12 protein-coding genes are annotated in these 15,896 nt (G+C 61.0%); 7 read left to right on the forward strand and 5 right to left on the reverse strand.

Annotation, left to right across the window (positions count from 1 at the left end):
- The first annotated feature begins 358 nt into the window (after positions 1-358).
- Positions 359-1,903, forward strand: a complete 1,545-nt coding sequence (tnpC, locus tag ACFLEY_RS13310) for an IS66 family transposase (RefSeq protein ID WP_224517700.1) — start codon at positions 359-361, stop codon at positions 1,901-1,903.
- A 1,551-nt stretch (positions 1,904-3,454) separates the two neighbouring features.
- Here the strand turns inward: tnpC and ACFLEY_RS13315 are convergent.
- Positions 3,455-3,958 carry a pilus assembly protein N-terminal domain-containing protein gene (locus tag ACFLEY_RS13315; RefSeq protein WP_060908343.1) on the reverse strand — a complete coding sequence of 168 codons (504 nt, stop codon included), beginning with the start codon at positions 3,956-3,958 and terminating at the stop codon, positions 3,455-3,457.
- 214 nt (positions 3,959-4,172) lie between these two features.
- Between ACFLEY_RS13315 and ACFLEY_RS13320 the strand changes: the two genes are divergently transcribed.
- The gene (locus ACFLEY_RS13320; protein ID WP_244647628.1) at positions 4,173-4,397 is read left to right on the forward strand and encodes a hypothetical protein; all 225 of its coding nucleotides are present in this window, start codon (positions 4,173-4,175) and stop codon (positions 4,395-4,397) included.
- Positions 4,398-5,013: 616 nt separating this feature from the next.
- On the opposite strand, the gene ACFLEY_RS13325 is transcribed toward ACFLEY_RS13320, so the two are convergent.
- Complete coding sequence (locus ACFLEY_RS13325) at positions 5,014-6,078, reverse strand: IS110-like element ISBj4 family transposase (protein ID WP_060908341.1); 1,065 nt, start codon at positions 6,076-6,078, stop codon at positions 5,014-5,016.
- 100 nt (positions 6,079-6,178) lie between these two features.
- Between ACFLEY_RS13325 and ACFLEY_RS13330 the strand changes: the two genes are divergently transcribed.
- A complete protein-coding gene (locus ACFLEY_RS13330; RefSeq protein WP_171901111.1) occupies positions 6,179-6,937 on the forward strand; it encodes a hypothetical protein in 759 nt (252 codons plus the stop codon).
- Positions 6,938-7,201: 264 nt separating this feature from the next.
- Here the strand turns inward: ACFLEY_RS13330 and ACFLEY_RS13335 are convergent, their stop codons facing one another.
- The gene (locus ACFLEY_RS13335; RefSeq protein WP_060908339.1) at positions 7,202-7,945 is read right to left on the reverse strand and encodes a Crp/Fnr family transcriptional regulator; all 744 of its coding nucleotides are present in this window, start codon (positions 7,943-7,945) and stop codon (positions 7,202-7,204) included.
- A gap of 570 nt (positions 7,946-8,515) precedes the next feature.
- Positions 8,516-8,755: a hypothetical protein gene (locus tag ACFLEY_RS13340; protein WP_162603685.1), complete on the reverse strand. Its 240-nt coding sequence runs from the start codon at positions 8,753-8,755 to the stop codon at positions 8,516-8,518.
- A 395-nt stretch (positions 8,756-9,150) separates the two neighbouring features.
- Here ACFLEY_RS13340 and ACFLEY_RS13345 point away from each other — a divergent pair, with 395 nt between their 5' ends.
- The 4 genes from ACFLEY_RS13345 (at position 9,151) to ACFLEY_RS13360 (ending at position 14,522) form a co-directional block, all read left to right on the forward strand.
- Positions 9,151-12,489 (forward strand): adenylate/guanylate cyclase domain-containing protein, encoded by a 3,339-nt coding sequence (locus ACFLEY_RS13345; protein ID WP_082755302.1) that lies wholly within the window; start codon positions 9,151-9,153, stop codon positions 12,487-12,489.
- A gap of 461 nt (positions 12,490-12,950) precedes the next feature.
- On the forward strand, positions 12,951-13,175 hold the full coding sequence (locus tag ACFLEY_RS13350) for a DUF6894 family protein (protein ID WP_129557355.1): 225 nt from the start codon (positions 12,951-12,953) through the stop codon (positions 13,173-13,175).
- A gap of 396 nt (positions 13,176-13,571) precedes the next feature.
- Entirely contained in the window at positions 13,572-13,802 is a 231-nt protein-coding gene (locus ACFLEY_RS13355; protein ID WP_370204558.1) for an isoprenylcysteine carboxylmethyltransferase family protein, read from the forward strand.
- 78 nt (positions 13,803-13,880) lie between these two features.
- Complete coding sequence (locus tag ACFLEY_RS13360) at positions 13,881-14,522, forward strand: hypothetical protein (protein WP_129557354.1); 642 nt, start codon at positions 13,881-13,883, stop codon at positions 14,520-14,522.
- Positions 14,523-14,621: 99 nt separating this feature from the next.
- On the opposite strand, the gene ACFLEY_RS13365 is transcribed toward ACFLEY_RS13360, so the two are convergent.
- Entirely contained in the window at positions 14,622-15,563 is a 942-nt protein-coding gene (locus ACFLEY_RS13365) for an ABC transporter substrate-binding protein (RefSeq protein WP_211434368.1), read from the reverse strand.
- Between the last annotated feature and the right edge of the window lie 333 nt (positions 15,564-15,896).

Raw genomic sequence — 15,896 nt, forward strand, 5'->3', positions numbered from 1 at the left:
GCTTCCTGCGCGATACTCAACTTCATACGAAGCGGGAATGCCTCGGCCTCGCTGACCGATCTTCCTAATCACTCGATATGAGCGCCCCCACAAAGGATGGTGGGGGTCCCGAACCTCGACCACCTCCGGAAATGATTCGTCAGACTCACTATCAGGGACATTCCTCAATGAACTGGAAGCGAGTGGGCGAACGGATTGTCGCGACGCCAGCTGCGGCGAACTGACTCAGACCCGACAACCTGTTTCGCGCGGGGCTTTGGGATGATAGCTTGCGGATGTGCCGCCGTCCCCCATTGATCCCGCCCGTCTTGCAGCGCTGCCCGCCGATTTGCGCGCGCTCTTCCGCGCGCAGGAAGCGATGATTGAAGCCGAGCGTCGTCGCGCAGACGATGAATGCTCGGCGCGCCTTCATGTCGAGAGTGAACTGGCTGCGTCCAAAGAGAGCGTCGAACGCCTCGAACTGCTCGTGAAGGAGTACGAGCGCGCACGTTTCGGTAAACGCTCGGAGAAGTTCAATCCCGATCAGATGCAACTGGTTCTCGAGGACATCGAGATTGCCATCGCCGAAGTCCAGGAACGCCAGGACGATCGTGCGCGCCGCGCCGGCACGGCGCCGTCCAGCCGCCGGACCAGGCGCGCTGCCCGTGCCTTTCCCGCGCACCTGCCGCGCATCGAGCAGGTGATCGAACCCGAGAACCTCGAGTGTCCCTGCGGCTGCGGCCGGATGGTCCAGATCGGCGAGGATCGCTCCCGCCGTCTCGATGTCATGGCCGCCCAGTATCGTGTGATCGAGACGGTGCGACCGCGCTACGCCTGCGCAAAGGGCTGCACCGGTGTTGCTCAGGCGCCGGCGCCCGCCCATCTCGTGGAGGGTGGCATCCCCACCGAGGCGCTGCTGGCGCAGGTGGCGGTCGCCAAGTTCAGCGAGCACATGCCACTCTATCGTCAGTCGCAGGTTCTGGCTCGGCATGGCATCTTCATCGATCGCGCCGTTCTGGCAGACTGGATGGGAACGGTCGCCTTCCACCTCGCGCCGCTGGTCGAGCGCATGAGCGTCGTGATGAAGCAATCGGGCCGCTTGTTCATAGACGAGACCAGGGCGCCTGTGCTCGATCCGGGCCGGGGCCGAACGAAGACCGGCTATCTGTGGGCTGTCCTGCGCGACGATCGCGGCCACGGCGGCGCTGATCCACCAATCGTGGTCTACCACTACGCGCCAGGACGCGGTGGTGACCATGCTGAGCGCATCCTCGAGGGCTTCGACGGCATCCTTCAGGTCGACGGATACCAGGGCTATCATCGGCTCGCACGGCCCAAGCGCAAAGGCGGCGTGCCGCTGCGGCTGGCCGCATGTTGGTCCCACTCAAGGCGCAAGATCATCGCAGCGACTCCGAAAGCCGGCTCACCCATCGCCGAAGCCGTTCTCGCGCGCATCGCCGCACTCTATGCGATCGAGAAGGAGATCCGTGGCGCCGACGCCCCGGCTCGGCAAACGACCCGTAACGAGCGATCACGGCCGCTCGTCGCTGAACTCGAGAGGTTTCTGCGCGAGCAAGCCGCTCGCCTGTCGCCGGGCAGCGAGATGGGCAAGGCGATCGCCTATCTCCTGAACCATTGGGATGGCCTCACCTTGTTTCTCGACGATGGTTGCGTTGAGATGGACACCAATCCCGTCGAAAATCAAATCAGGCCGCTGACTCTGACGCGTAAAAATAGTTTATTTGCTGGTCACGACGAAGGTGGTCGTTCATGGGCGCGCATAGCTTCGCTCATCGCCACCTGCAAAATCAACAGCGTGGAGCCCTACGTCTGGATGAAAGCGACGCTCAAAGCGATCGCAACCGGTCACCCGCAGTCCCGGATCGACGAGCTCCTGCCCTGGTCGTTCGGCCGCACCTCGTAATTCTCCGTCGTTGCCGCCTCCATACCCCCCGCCAACGATTTGCAAACACGTTGATCAACAGACTGCAATCCCCACGCCAAACCTTTGCGAATGGGACGCGAACGTCGCTTACGGAGGATCGTCGCCATCATGGCTTTAACGCTCATTACCTCTCGCCTGAAAAGCTAATCGCCATAATAACAATCTGAAGTAGATGCCAAACGCTACGGATGCGCAATCTCCGTAGAATTACGGGCCATAACGAGGCCTTTGCACTGCATATGCGGCATGCTCGACAACCACCTTTGGCCGCCGCTCGACAATTGAGCGCGAATGAGAAGCGCCGGATTGCGCCCGTTGTTTTCGGGACGCGATTTGAAGCGTAACGAAAGCCGAATCGCGCTTCGAGAAGTAAAAATTGGTTCTGCGTAATAATTATAATGACTCCGACGCAAAAATAGAAAATAGGGTGCAAAAAACAAAATAATGGGAGGAGTAGTGGTGGATACTGTAAGTCGCCTGCGCGCAATGGCATCGCTGTGCCGTCAGACCGCCGCGCATCACCCTGATCGAAGTTGGAAACTGCTCGCCGAAGCTGAGTTTTGGGAGCATTTGGCCAATGATGCGCGCCTCGATTATTTCGAACAATGCTCAGTTGGCCCATCACTTCAGCCAACCGGAGAGCGGAGTACCACGCAATCGGAAGCGGCCCTTGTGAGATGAGTGCCCCGGCGAAAGACTCCTGCGAAATAGTTCGTTAGCTTCTGTGTGCCTGAAATATAAAGTGCCGCTCACCGCCGATTTGCGGCATTTGGAATGGGAATGCCGGCCCTGGCTGTTTGCCCCCATCCTGCGGCTGGGGCCATTTTGAACTTTGACTAAATCGTTCAAACCCGGTCCACGAGCATGTTCAAGGGCATTGCCATCGCGCTATTTGGAATAAGCATTTTTCGCAATTTGATCGGGCGCTCTTCTATGGCCGCAGCACTGATGCTGCGATCAGGCTTGTGCGGGAGATCAGCCGAGGCTTTGGGTTACAAGGCACCGCACGCGAGCGCCTCGTTCATCAGACCAGCGCGTGCGACGGCTACTTCTTCACCAGTATTCCAACCGTTCGGGCCATCCGCCTAACTGATCCGGCGTGGCGGCCCAGCTCGGCGGCTCTCTTTGACGCGCCAACTCCCTGCCGCGCCAGCCTAATCAATCGTCGGAGCTCCTGCTGGGCCCATTGCTTTGGCTTCGGTGCTTTCATGGGTACGGCGCTCAGAACCTGCCGAGTTAACCAGCGCGCCTAGTTGCCAACACTTGGGAAATTTACGGATCATGCCTTCCATCACGAGGCTCAGCGCTACGGCGGATTTGGCCCTCGCGAGAGGGGCTTGTGCGGCGTCCCGGCTATTGCGTGAACTCTATTGGGGATCGAATCGGCGCACGGATAGTTGGCGTCGCGGGCGTAAGTAGGCCCGCTATGAAAGGTAGATCGGACCTGCCGCATGCGAACGCCCGACCGCCGCTTTTGACCCCATAGCTGACTTCGACGACTGGATCAGGTGCGCTGTCCCCGAGGGACCGCTACCGCCCATATTGCTTGGTTGTCGACACCGTGCCGCCGTCCTGCGTGGGCCTTGTCACTGTGACAGATTCAGCAGATGGTTCATCCGGGTCGCGCCCGCCGTTCGCCAGCTTCTTGTCGAGGTCCGCGCGCCCGCACCCGGTTTCACTGCAATACCAGCCGATGTAATCCTTGCCGCCCGTCCCGTAGAGCTTGATGAGATGTCCGCTAGACGGCGTGACGTTGATGGCCGCCATATACGGCTCCTCGCCGGGCTGGTTGACAATCATCAGGGTGCGACCAGGGGCGAGTCCGGATACGGTAAGTTTCCGGTCGGTCTGCGGTATCAGTTCTGCCGTGCCGTGGGTAACGACCGTGGGGTCTTTGAACGGCTTTTCAAATACCAGCGTTCTGGATTCCCCGACCGCCAGATCGATCGTGTCCTTTGGTTCAAGGATTTCCGGCGGCTGAGCCAGCGCGGGTCCGGCCATGAGCAGGCCAAAAGCGATAATCACCAGACGCATAATGATGCCCCCCTACCCGTGTAGAGGGCCGGAGGGTATGCTTTGGGAGGCGGTCAGCCAATGGCGCTAACGGGGTACTCCCGGCAACCCTTTAGCCGGGCTTTTTTTGTTAGATCAGGGGCTCGGCAGAATCATTCGGGAAGCGTGACCTTAACTTTAGGAAGCGTTCTCGGGCCGCGAGTCCACGGGGTATTTAATGCAGATTAAGCTTCCTATGACCGATCTCAAGGCAGCCCAAAGCGTCGACAGTGTTGCGCTCAAGGACGAAGACGGGAGAGATGTAGGCCAATACTTCTTCGGAAAGGGCCATGGACGAACCGTCTTCCTGATGGGGAAGTACAAGGGCACTTTCAAGACCCACGCGGAGTGCCAAGCGTTCGTTGATGGAGCACTTGCGGTGATCAATCGTCTTTCTGATGACTCCGCACCTCTACTGTAGGCCAGTGTGCGTTCGCGCCGACACACCAGCTCGACCTTCGGCCCGCTACAGCGCACGTAGCCGACACCTAGCGATGATTGATCCAATTTCAGCTAGTGGCCCATGAGCGAAGTGGCGACACGTTTCATTGAGGTCCGCTTGGTGGGGTAGAGCGGACTGACTTTGCTCACTCTGAGTTCATGTATGGTCCGGCCGTGCGTAGCAAGAGGTTCGTCGATCAGGTGGTGTGGTCTTGCATCAATGTATCCGGCCTTTGATTGGAGCATTTTCTCCGGGCCATCATGGATATCAGCGCGCGTGCGTTCTCATTAGCGGACAGGCCTCGATTGGGCCATTTGGGTCACCAGTGTTCGCATGCGCCGGGAAGACCGAACCTCCATCTCGTCTCATCCTCTCGCAGACCTCGGCTGGAACCTGTTGATGGGGTTACGTCATCGCTTGCTCCTCCTACCTCGCAGTTCCTGTGTTCGAGCCAGGGGCCGTTCCTTCGTCCCGGCCCGCAGGACGTGCGTCGCGTCGCGCGCACGGGCGGTCAAGGCCGGCCGTTGCGCTTTGCTTGCGGCTGGCTCCGGCGTTGCCAGGCCGCGCCTTGACCGCGCCGAGCACGGCGCGACGATCAAGCGGGTCGGACGCCTGCATCGTTGGTCCTTGTCAGCTCGAAGGCGCGTCCTTTAGCCAGCACCGCCCAGGCGATGCGGGCAAGCTTGTTGGCGAGTGCGATCGCCAGCACGTTGTGGTGCAATCGCTTCTTGGCGGCTTCGATCCAGGATCTGAGTCCGTAACGTTCCCAGTTCTTGATCCTGACCAGCACCACCCATGCCGCCTGGACGAACAGAACGCGGAGGTAGCGATTGCCGCGCCTTGAGATTTTGCCGAGGATCGTGCGGTCTCCCGTCGAGATCTGCTTGGGCACCAGCCCGAGCCAGGCGCCGAAGTCACGGCCTTTGGAGAAGACGTCTCCAGTGCCGATCGCGGCCACCATGGCGCTCGAAATGATCGGCCCGATGCCAGGCACCGTCATCAGGCGCGAACATGCCTGATCTTGACGGGCCAGTGCTTCGATCTCGCCGGAGAGGCTATCGATGCGCTGATCCAGCCGACGCCAGTCGCCTGCCAACTCCTCGATGACACACAACATGCGTGGCGACAGGGCATCGGTGCGCGTCGCAAGGATGGTGGGCAGTTCTGTGCGCAGGAAGCCGATACCCTGGCGCACCGCGATCCCGCGTTCCAGCATGAAGGCGCGAATCTGGTTGATGATGCCGGTGCGTTGCGACACCAGCCGCTCGCGCACCCGATGCAGCGCCTGCAGATCCAGTTGCTCCGCGGTCTTGGTCGCCACGAACTTCATCGTCGGGCGCTGCACGGCTTCGGCAATCGCTTCGGCGTCATTGAAGTCGTTCTTCGGTCCTTTGCTATAAGGGCGGACATATTTGGCCGGCATCAACCTGGCATCGTGACCTAACGATGCGAGTTTGCGGCTCAAATGATGTGCGCCGACGCAGGCTTCCATGCCGATCAGGCAAGGCGGCATATTGGCGAGCCGCGCCTCGACCTGGCCACGCGACCACTTTTGCCGCAGCACGACGGTGCCGCGCGTATCGTGGCCCACGACGTGGAACGAGTTTTTGCCGATATCGATGCCGATCACGGCGATCGCGGTACTGGGTGTCTGGGACATGGCGTGCTCCTTGTCTTGGCGCCCCTGGCCAGCTTATCGCTGGCGGGGCAGGAGCACGGCCGGACCATCCCATTAGCGGACATCGTCCGATCCTTAAAAATTGAGCATTCCACGCCGCGAAGGGTTGATATATTGGCATTATGCAACCAAGTGGACCTCTGGCATTTCGATGCAGGCAATGAGTTTCCAAATCAATCTCGGGAACGCGGGAGCCTTAATCCTCGAGGAACAGTCCGCCTCAATTGTGATTGTCAGCGCAGTTGGCATTGCCGTTCTGTTGATATTGATCCTCGCGCGAGTGCAGCGGACGGAAGCTCGTCTATCGCTAGTCGCTCTCGTGCTGATCACGGTGCCGATCTTGGCACTGTGTATTCCTGCTTCCTGGTACGTCGTCAGATCGATGCTTATCCCCACCAAAGCTGCAGAGATCGAGCTTGCTGATTTGGAAGCCACACTCGGACTTGAATTTTACTTGCACTGGAGCTCCGACTCGGGGCGCTACCTCGTCGTAAGAAACTCCGCAGGTGTGGTCAGACAGCACCTGTCCGCCTTTGATTGGACGCACTGGCCCAGAACGAGCGTCTACCTCATCAATGACGGACGGGTCGCCGTTTTGGGGCCAACCTATGACGACTACATCGTTGATCCAAAGAGGCGCACCATCGAGACCCTTTGGAACGGAACACCTTCCGACACTTGGACCTATTTCGGAGCGTTTGATTTCAGGAATGAGAAGCTCGTCTTCATTCCTGCATCGGAGCAGCGCGAGTGCACCGCGACACGGGGCGTAACTGAACCATCGGCCGCTAGGCCCGAAGGGCGTAGTGATCGATGCGATCAGGAGGCACTCAAATATTGAGATGTTTGCAATAGCAGGACCTATTTCCGGTTCTGGCCGATCGCTTCCGTTGACGCGGCACAACCACATGTCGGTTCATAGGGGCAGACCGGAAGTTCGTAACCGAGCGCCAAACCGACGCTATTGACCCCGCAACGGACATTAGGTGGGAGGTCCCGCTCAAGGCATGGGGCGGCGGCCTGATCGGCCCGAAGGATCCGCTATCCAGCACCGTCTTCGCCGACTTCACCGGCCGCGCCGAAGCGGCTACATCGCCCGTTTCATTTACTGCGTCGGCAGAACCAAAACGCGAGATTGGGTTGCATTCATAGAGAAGATCCCCTCGATTTCGAGATGCATGGTGTCGCGGCATTCGCACGCCAGCGCTGCGAGCCGCGAAGGGTTGATCTCGATCTCGCCTCGCCGTTCAGATATGATCGCTCCGGAAGCGCGCAGATTCCGCATCAGGAGCGTCACCGTCGTTCGTCGCACACCCAGTATTTGCGAAAGCGCCTCCTGGGTGAGCGGGAGGACATCGTGGTCGACGCGGTCGCGAAGATGGAGCAGCCAGCGCGCCATGCGGGCTTGGACCGGATGCAGCGCATTGCAGGCCCCGCCGATTTGTAGCTGTATCAGCATCGCCTTGAAGTGAATCTGGACTGCGTGACGGATCGCGGGGCTCCGGCTGAAAGCGGCGTGGAATCGCGATGCGGGGATCCGCGAGGCGGTGCCCGCGGCACGAACGATGGCGGTAACGGCCGCAGGAGACGGCCCGAGCACGGAAAGAGTGCCTACTGCTCCCTCGCGCCCTATTGCGGCGCTGGCGACCGTCTGCCCGTTCGCCATGTCGATCATCACAGAAATGGCGCCACTATGGGGGAAGAGGACGTGCTCGGTCTGGTCACCCGCCCGCGAGACGACCGAGTCCCGATCGAGCGCGACCATCTCTAGGTCGGGTGCCAGCAGATCGAGATCCGCCGCCGGTAGTGCTGCCAAAAGTCGGTTACCGATCCCGCTGGAAAGCGTCACTGTAGCCCGCCGCGAACCATCCGCCGCATCGCATTTCGAGCGGCATAGGGCGGCAACCTCGAACTTTGTTTGAATCCGCCTACGCTTCGCCCCCGAAATCCAATTCAGCTGCGGAAGCTCTCAATGTCAAAAATTGAACTCCAAACACACGCGATCGCGAGGCGAATTTTTGTCTCGCCGGATCATTGAGGACTTAGATTCCAGCGCTACGCGGCACAATTGCAAAATGCGTATGGGTAACATCATAGGGAGTTCCAATTTCCGGGGCGCGGCAAACGCCGCGGCGATGTCGGAAGAGTGTGCGCGAACTATGCCCCGGACCGCGATCGTCGCGTTCTGCACGATGATGCGCACAAGCTACTGGAAGCTGGCGTCTTGGAATTCTGCCAGCACGCCCCGCCGAGACAGACGATGCGCGGCATTCCCCGCGCATGCCGACGAGGTGGTCGTTTGGTCCGAAAGTGGCACCTTTCTTGGACCTCGCGCGATGTCCGCATTGCGTCCGTGATGCGCAGCAAAGCGGACACTAGCGGTCCATTTGATGTCCGCCTTCCCTTGATGGACTGCAGATCAATCCGTCAGCAGATCATAGTCCCGGCGCAAAACAGTTTGGACGTGAACCGCGGCGCGCGCGGCGGTATTGGCATCTGCCGCGCCCGCTACGATCACACAGAGCGACCAGTTATTTTCAGCGTGCTTTGTAACGCGATTGATCGCTATTTCCAGGACGTTATGACAGCCAGGCTGCTTTCTCACTTCTAACAACGCTCGACGCTGCAATTCCTGGATTGAAACGCGGATCTTGGGCATAGGACTCGCTCGGAAATCTTACTGGTTGGGGGCCGCGCGCCCTATACCTAACAGAACAAGCGCAATTCGGGTTCCACTTGCGAGAGGCACGAACCTTCGATCGCAAGCTTGGCACCCGATATCCTGCTGCAGCTGACACTCGCGATGTCAGCTCATCGGGGTAAAGTGGACTTCGCAACAGAGGTGCCCAAGCCCGAAATGACCCTAAACCGACATCCCGCAATGCAAAGATCCTGGCCGCGAATTCCGCGAAAATGGACGTCGAATCCGAGTTAGCCGATAAAGCAGGAGCCATGCTGAGAAACCGAGGAATGCGGCAGCCCTCAGTTGTCCTGGCTTGCCGCGCCACAATAACTCTGAAACAGTAGACACGGCTCGTCGGATAGGGGGCGCTCATGGAGTGTCCAAATTGCCATTCCGACACACCGGACACCGGCAAGTTCTGCATAGCTTGCGGCGCCGCGGTCGAAGCGCGCTGCCCCTTCTGCGGTAGTGCAAACCGTCCAAATGCCAAGTTCTGCGCCGAGTGCGGCAGGCCTCTCACCGCGAGAGCCTCGACCACCCGTGAGGCGCCGCTGTTTGCGGCGGCCTGTCCGATCGCTCCAGTTGCCGCATCCGCCGAGCGGCGGCAGTTAACGGTGATGTTCTGCGATCTCGTCGGCTCGACACAACTGTCCGCGCGGCTCGATCCCGAGGATCTGCGCGACGTCATCGGTGCGTACCACCGTGCCGTCGCCGAGATCATTGCAAGGTTCGAAGGGTTCGTTGCCAAATATATGGGCGACGGGGTGCTGGCCTATTTCGGATATCCCCGAGCCCATGAACACGATGCCGAGAGGGCGGTCCGCGCCGGTCTGGCATTGGTCGAAGCGGTACCGAGGCTGGAGCTGATCACCGAATGTGGCCTGCAGGTCCGCATCGGCATCGCTACCGGCCTTGTCGTCGTCGGCGATCTGACCGGATCGGGCGAGGCGCAGGAACGCGGTGTCGTTGGCGAAACCCCCAATCTCGCCGCCCGCCTGCAGACGCTGGCGCAGCCCGGCATGGTGGTGATCGCGCCGAGCACGCGACGACTGACCGGCGGCTACTTCGACTACCGCGAGCTTGGCGGCGTCGCGCTCAAAGGCTTTGGCGAACCTGTCAGCGCTTGGCAGGTGGTGGCCGAGAGCGCGGTCGAAAGCCGATTTGAGGCACAGCACGAGATCGCGCTGACCCCGCTGATTGGGCGTGAGGAGGAAGTCGAGCTGCTGCGCCGCCGCTGGAGTCAAGCCGAGAAGGGCGAAGGCCGAGTGGTGCTGCTGGTCGGTGAGGCTGGCATCGGCAAGTCGCGATTGACCCGCGCGCTGCTGGAGGGGCTGGCCGCCGAGCCGCACCTCCGACTGCGCTACTTCTGCTCGCCGCATCACCGGAACAGCGCCATGTTCCCGGTGATCAGCCAGATCGAGCACGCCGCCGGCTTCCTCCGCGATAACACCGCCGAGCAGAAGCTGGCTAAGCTCGATTTACTGCTGGCTCGCGCAGCCGCCGAGCCCGAGGCGGTCGACCTGATCACCGACTTGCTGTCTTTGCCGGCGAGCCACCCTGCACCGGAGCCGAGCCCGCAGCAGCGCAAGGAGAAGACGCTCGCGGCATTGCTCGCCCAAGTCGACGGACTGGCGCAGGAGCAGCCGGTGCTGATCTTGTTCGAGGACTTGCACTGGATCGACCCGACCTCGCTCGAATTGTTGACGGCGATCGTCGATCGGGTGCAGCGTCTGCCGGTGCTGCTGCTGGCGACCGCCCGTCCGGAGTTTATGCCGCCCTGGCCTAGCCACGCCCACGTCACGGCATTGTCGCTGACCCGCCTGAGCCGGCGTGAGTGTGTGGCATTGGTTGAGCAGATCACTGGCGGCAAGGTGCTGCCGGACGAGATTCTGGAGCAGATCCTCGCCCGCACCGATGGTGTCGCACTGTTCATCGAGGAGTTGACCAAGACTGTCATCGAAGGCGACATGCTGATCGATATGGGTGATCGATACACGATGGCGGGGCCGCTGCCGTCGCTGGCCATCCCGACGACCCTGCACGATTCGTTGATGGCCCGGCTGGATCGCTTGGCGCCGGTCAAGGAGGTGGCGCAGATCGCGGCTTGTATCGGGCGTGATTTCGACTACGATCTTCTCGCGGCGGTTTCGGGCATGCCCGAAGACGGCCTCCGTTCCGCCCTCGAGGCATTGCGGCACGCCGAGCTCGTGATCCCCCGCGGGCTGTCTGGCGAATTATTCAGCTTCAAGCATGCTCTTGTCCGCGACGCCGCTTATGCCGGGCTCCTGAAGAGCCGCCGCGTGCAGCTTCACGCAGCCATCGCCCGCGCGATCGAGCAATCCTTCGCGCACCTCGTCGAGACCGAGCCGGAAACCTTGGCACATCATCTGACCGAGGCGGGGCTGCCCGAAAAGGCGGCGGGTTACTGGCTGCGCGCCGGCAAAATCGCCGCCTCGCGCTATGCCAATATCGAGGCGATCGCCCATATGCGCCGGGGCATCGAGGCTGTCCGCCGCTTCCCAAGCGGCGCAACCAATGACCGGCTCGAGCTCGACTTGCAGTTCGTGCTGGGACCTTGCCTGATCGCCACCCAAGGTGTGCGCTCGAACGCCTATGCGGCAACCGTCACTCGCGCCCGCGAGCTTTGTGAGCGGCTCGGTGATACGCCTGAGTATCCGCACGTCATTCAGTGGTCAGCATATATGCATTTCGTCCGCGCCGAGTTGCCCCAGGCGCTGGACGGATTCACGGCTGCGCTCGGGCTTGCCGAAGCGGCCGAAAACCGGCCGGCTGCGGTCAACGCGATGCGTACAGTCGGAGCGACGCTGCTGTTTATGGGACGTCTCGTCGAAGGACGGCGGATGCTCGAGCGCAGTCTCGCCGAGTTCGATATGTGCGACGAAGCCGAAAGCTTGGCGACTCGGGCGACCGCTTGGGATGCCGGTGTAGCGGGCAATTTGCAGCTGAGCTGGACATTGTGGGCGCTTGGCTACCCGGATATGGCCAGGGCCAGGATGGGCGTAGCCCTTCAGCGCGCCGAGGCGATCGGGCATCCGCACACCGAGGCTTATGGCGCATATTACGCATCCGTTCTCCACGCCTTCTGCCGCGCGCCGGCCGTTGCGCACGCGCACGCCGAGCGTTGCCTCGCATTGTCGGAAGAGCACGGCTTCGAGTTGTGGCGCAACCGGTCACGCGCCGTTCGCAGAATTTGCGCGAACCAGTTCGACCCGTCGTCGGATTCGCTGGCAGCAGTGAGCGGCGAGTTGGCCGAGTTCGTCGGCACCGGCTATCAGATCAGCAGCACGGCGCTTTACGCCCTGCTGTCGCAGGCATTTTTGGCAAGGCGTCAGCTGATGTCCGCCCGAGAAATCGTCGGCAAGGGTTTGGCAACCGCCGAGCAGACGAGCGAGCGTTTTCTTGAAGCGGAGCTCCTGCGCCAGAAGGCACGCGCACTGGTCATCGAAGGTGGACCCGGTGTGTTGACCGACGCGCAAAAACTGCTCGAAGAGTCGCGGGCGCTCGCGCAGAGTCAAAAAGCCCGGTCGCTCGAACTGCGCGCCGCCGCAGACCTGGCCCGGCTCCACCGCGATCAGGGCCGCTACGCCGAAGCCCGCGAACTCCTCACGCCGGTCTACAGCTGGTTCACCGAGGGGTTCGACACGCCGGATTTGCAGGAGGCGAAGGCCTTACTGGAGGAATTGGGGTGACACCACAATGTGAATAGATGCAGTTTCCCGCCATTAGCAGATGCGTCCTCAACGACGGGGTGATGCCGATTCCCCGTGGAAGTCATAGCGCCCATTCCTGAGAAACAGATCCTGCGATGATGTCGCCTGTTGGCCCGTTTGAGACCTTACGATGGGCACTGAACATGTCCGCTCGCCGGGGCGCACCGGAAGTCATGTGGGAGCTCGCGCCGACGGGGCGGTCAAGGCTGATCAGGGCGTTGTTGGCGATCGGCCCGGCGCTTCTCACCCGGCAAAGAGGCGCCGGGCCTATTGTTTGCGCGAATTGCACAACATTTCCGCGGGCCATCTGTGCGGCGAAAGCGTTCTGATCACGCGGGTCCTTGGTGCGACACCTGGAACATCCCAGCCTCGGACCATCCATCCGCGAGCCCCTGCTTCCTATCGGTAGCAGGGGCTTTGGCGTTCGTCGGACATTTTCCATGCCTCTGTATTCATTCAAGCTCATCAATACCCGCCTTGTCTCGGATTTCGGAGTGCATGAACTTCCAGGCGAAGCGGAGGCGCAGATAGAAGCTATCAGGCTTGCTCGGTCGCTGCGCGAAACTCGCCCGGAGCTGATCGGCCATCACTATTCGGTCTCTGTGATTAACGATGATGGCGCAGCTGTTTGCACCATTCCGTTGGATAATAAATGGGCTGATTAAGCCCGCCAGCGTGAACCGGCGGGCGGTCAGGGACGTCGCTTGTCCGCCCGGACTTCGAGTGGAGCCAACCAACGGTTGCTGCGAGGGTATCGAAACACTAAATGACCAAGGGCTGGAGGGCGTTTCGCGGATCCCGGGTGCTGCCCTAATGCGGCCACTTCAAGTTCTGCCCATGGTCTGCGGGCGTTCGCGTTTGTGACGCTCTTCTACCTCTAAGGGGTAGGTATGTCCGTGTATGTTCGATGCTGGCAGCGCTCGCGGAGGGAATCGAACACCTGGGAACCAAAGGTTCCACCGGGGGTTGGTCCAGTTCACCGGATGCCTTACCGCCGATTACCATCCGGTGCGGAATGGCGGCCCCAGCCCCGCCCCCCAGCCTAGCTGGGGCCGTCTGTTTTGCGGAAAATCCGAGGTAGATCAGCTGCCCGCAATCCGCTCTACCTCGCCGGCACGATACTTGTACTGGGGATTGGACTGGTCTCAGGGATCGCGTGGTTTTTGCTGCTTGCCGTCCTCGCTGCCTTCGCGGTGCAAAAGCTCGCCATCGAGAGGGAGGAAAGGCATCTCCAGGCGCGATTCGGGAGGACCTATGCGGATTACGCCGGGCGTGTGCGGCGGTGGATCTAGGGTCACGTGTGGCACCACTTCGCTTCTTCCGAAATGGTAAATTAGCGGATGCCAGTCTCGGCTTACCTCAAGGCAGGCTTGTTCGTGGTTGCCGCAGCCGCCGCATTGTTCGCGGCAGCCGGCACGGTCGCCATCCCGGGCTTTTGGGCGTATCTCGCAATTTTCGCCGTCGTCATGATCGTTTCGTTTGCGGCGCTCGATCCGGACCTCCTGCGCGAACGCATGCGGCCGGGCGGCAAGAAGCCGCCGCTCGCGTTGAGGGTCTTCTCGCTCGTTCTGTTTATGCATTGGATCGTTGCGGGGCTCGATCGTGGCCGTTTCCATTGGAGCGACAACGTGCCCGACTGGCTGCAAGGGGTTTGCCTGTTCACGTTCGCAGCCGGCTATGCCTTGGCACTATGGGCCATGCGCGTGAACCGGTTTTTCTCCTCTGCCATTCGCATCCAGACCGACCGCGGCCAGCACGTCGTCACCACGGGGCCCTACGCATTATTACGCCGCGCGGGTCCGATGGCGGCTCGTTCCGGGCATTTGGTGAGAGCCAGACCTCACTTGGGAAAGCATGCTGCTCACCAATCCGGGTCGTTACCATCTCAGAGAGGAAGCAAGCGAGCCATGTCTGAAAGTGGCCCACAGCATCGAACCGTGACGTTCACTCTGGCGTCGGCTGTTTGGGGAAGACCGGACGTAGTTGCGGGCATGCTAAATCGACGCGAATGACCCGAAACGGACGGCTCGTCTCTGGCGGCAACAAATGTTAATTCGTCATGCGCTGCGCAATCCAACCTTCATGACGACCGGCAACATCCACGCCCATCTTCACTCGATGACGCGGTCGGCGCGTTTCAGCATGTCGGCCGGGACGGTCACTCCCAGTTCGCGCGCGGTCTTGAGGTTGATCACGAGCTGGTGCTTCGAGAAGACTTCAATCGCGGTGTCCGCGGGCTTTGCGCCCTTGAGGATCTTGTCGACATACACCGGTACGCGCGTATATGTGGACGTGTAACTTGTACCGTAGGACATCAGGCCGCCCGCGTCCGCCTGTCCACCCCACAACATCGTCGGGATGCGCCGCGACGTGGCCAATTCCGCGACGGTTTTAGGAATAGCGAAAACGGCTGGGACTTCCAGCACCACCAGCGCCTCGGCGCCCTCGTTCGCTATGGCCTTGAACGCAGCATCAAAATCGGGCTTTGGGCCGCGCAATTTCAGGACCTGAGGCTTGAGGCCGGCCGCGCTGGCGGCGGCCACATTGGCGCGGTCGATGGGCGCCAAACCGTTGGCGTCGGCGCCGGGAATGTCTGCGTCGCTGAAAATCGCGACCCGGGCGAGTTTCGGAATCATCTCCTTGAGGAGTGCCATGTGCCGAACGGGGAGTTCGGGATCGTTGTTGGTGACTCCCGTGAGGTTTCCGCCAGGCCGCTCAAGCGTAGTCGCGGCGCCAATGGCGACCGGATCGGCGACAAGGGTAAACACGATCGGGATCGTCGTGGTCGCTTTTCGCGCCGCGTTTGTTGGCGGACCGCCATAGCTGACAATGACGTCTACGCCCTTCCTGACCAATTCAGCGGCGAAGCCAGGCAGGCGGTCGAGCTGTCCTTCAGCAGCACGCACCTCATAGAAGACATTGGTTCCTTCGACATAGTCGAGTTGCGTCAAACCAGTACGAAGCGATTCGGTTTCCGGGCTGGGGTTGTTACGGTTCAGGAGTACGCCAATCCGATATACTTTGCCGGCTTGCTGGGCGTGCAACGTGCCCAAGGTCAGGGCTAGCCCTGTAGCTGACGCCGCGGCACCCATTAGAATGCTACGCCGATTCATGGCAATTCCTTCCGAAGATGATCGTTTGGATTTCTCGGTCTGATGGTGCGGCATCTTACATGGTTGACCACCGTGGGAACGGAATATCTTGCACGAACGCGATGCACCCTATTGGCCCGAACGCGAAGCCCAGACCGGCTCTGAAATCGTCCGGTTGTCGCGATAGACCAGACGTGACCGGCGGCGGTCAGGACGGCGCCTATTGCCCCTAAGCCGAAGAGCGCCTGAGACGCCGTGATGTCCGCTGTCGCTGGTAAACCGGACACCGAGCTG

This window comes from Bradyrhizobium sp. YCK136 (genome assembly GCF_044570075.1).
Classification (GTDB): Bacteria; Pseudomonadota; Alphaproteobacteria; order Rhizobiales; family Xanthobacteraceae; genus Bradyrhizobium; species Bradyrhizobium diazoefficiens.

Bases quoted from the DNA above. Each gene is read 5' to 3' on its own strand.
- ACFLEY_RS13320 (WP_244647628.1), top strand. From the start codon at position 4,173: ATGACCGATCTCAAGGCAGCCCAAAGCGTCGACAGTGTTGCGCTCAAG.
- tnpC (WP_224517700.1), top strand. From the start codon at position 359: ATGATTGAAGCCGAGCGTCGTCGCGCAGACGATGAATGCTCGGCGCGC.
- ACFLEY_RS13350 (WP_129557355.1), top strand. From the start codon at position 12,951: ATGCCTCTGTATTCATTCAAGCTCATCAATACCCGCCTTGTCTCGGAT.
- ACFLEY_RS13325 (WP_060908341.1), bottom strand. From the start codon at position 6,078: ATGTCCCAGACACCCAGTACCGCGATCGCCGTGATCGGCATCGATATC.
- ACFLEY_RS13345 (WP_082755302.1), top strand. From the start codon at position 9,151: ATGGAGTGTCCAAATTGCCATTCCGACACACCGGACACCGGCAAGTTC.
- ACFLEY_RS13315 (WP_060908343.1), bottom strand. From the start codon at position 3,958: ATGCGTCTGGTGATTATCGCTTTTGGCCTGCTCATGGCCGGACCCGCG.
- ACFLEY_RS13340 (WP_162603685.1), bottom strand. From the start codon at position 8,755: ATGCCCAAGATCCGCGTTTCAATCCAGGAATTGCAGCGTCGAGCGTTG.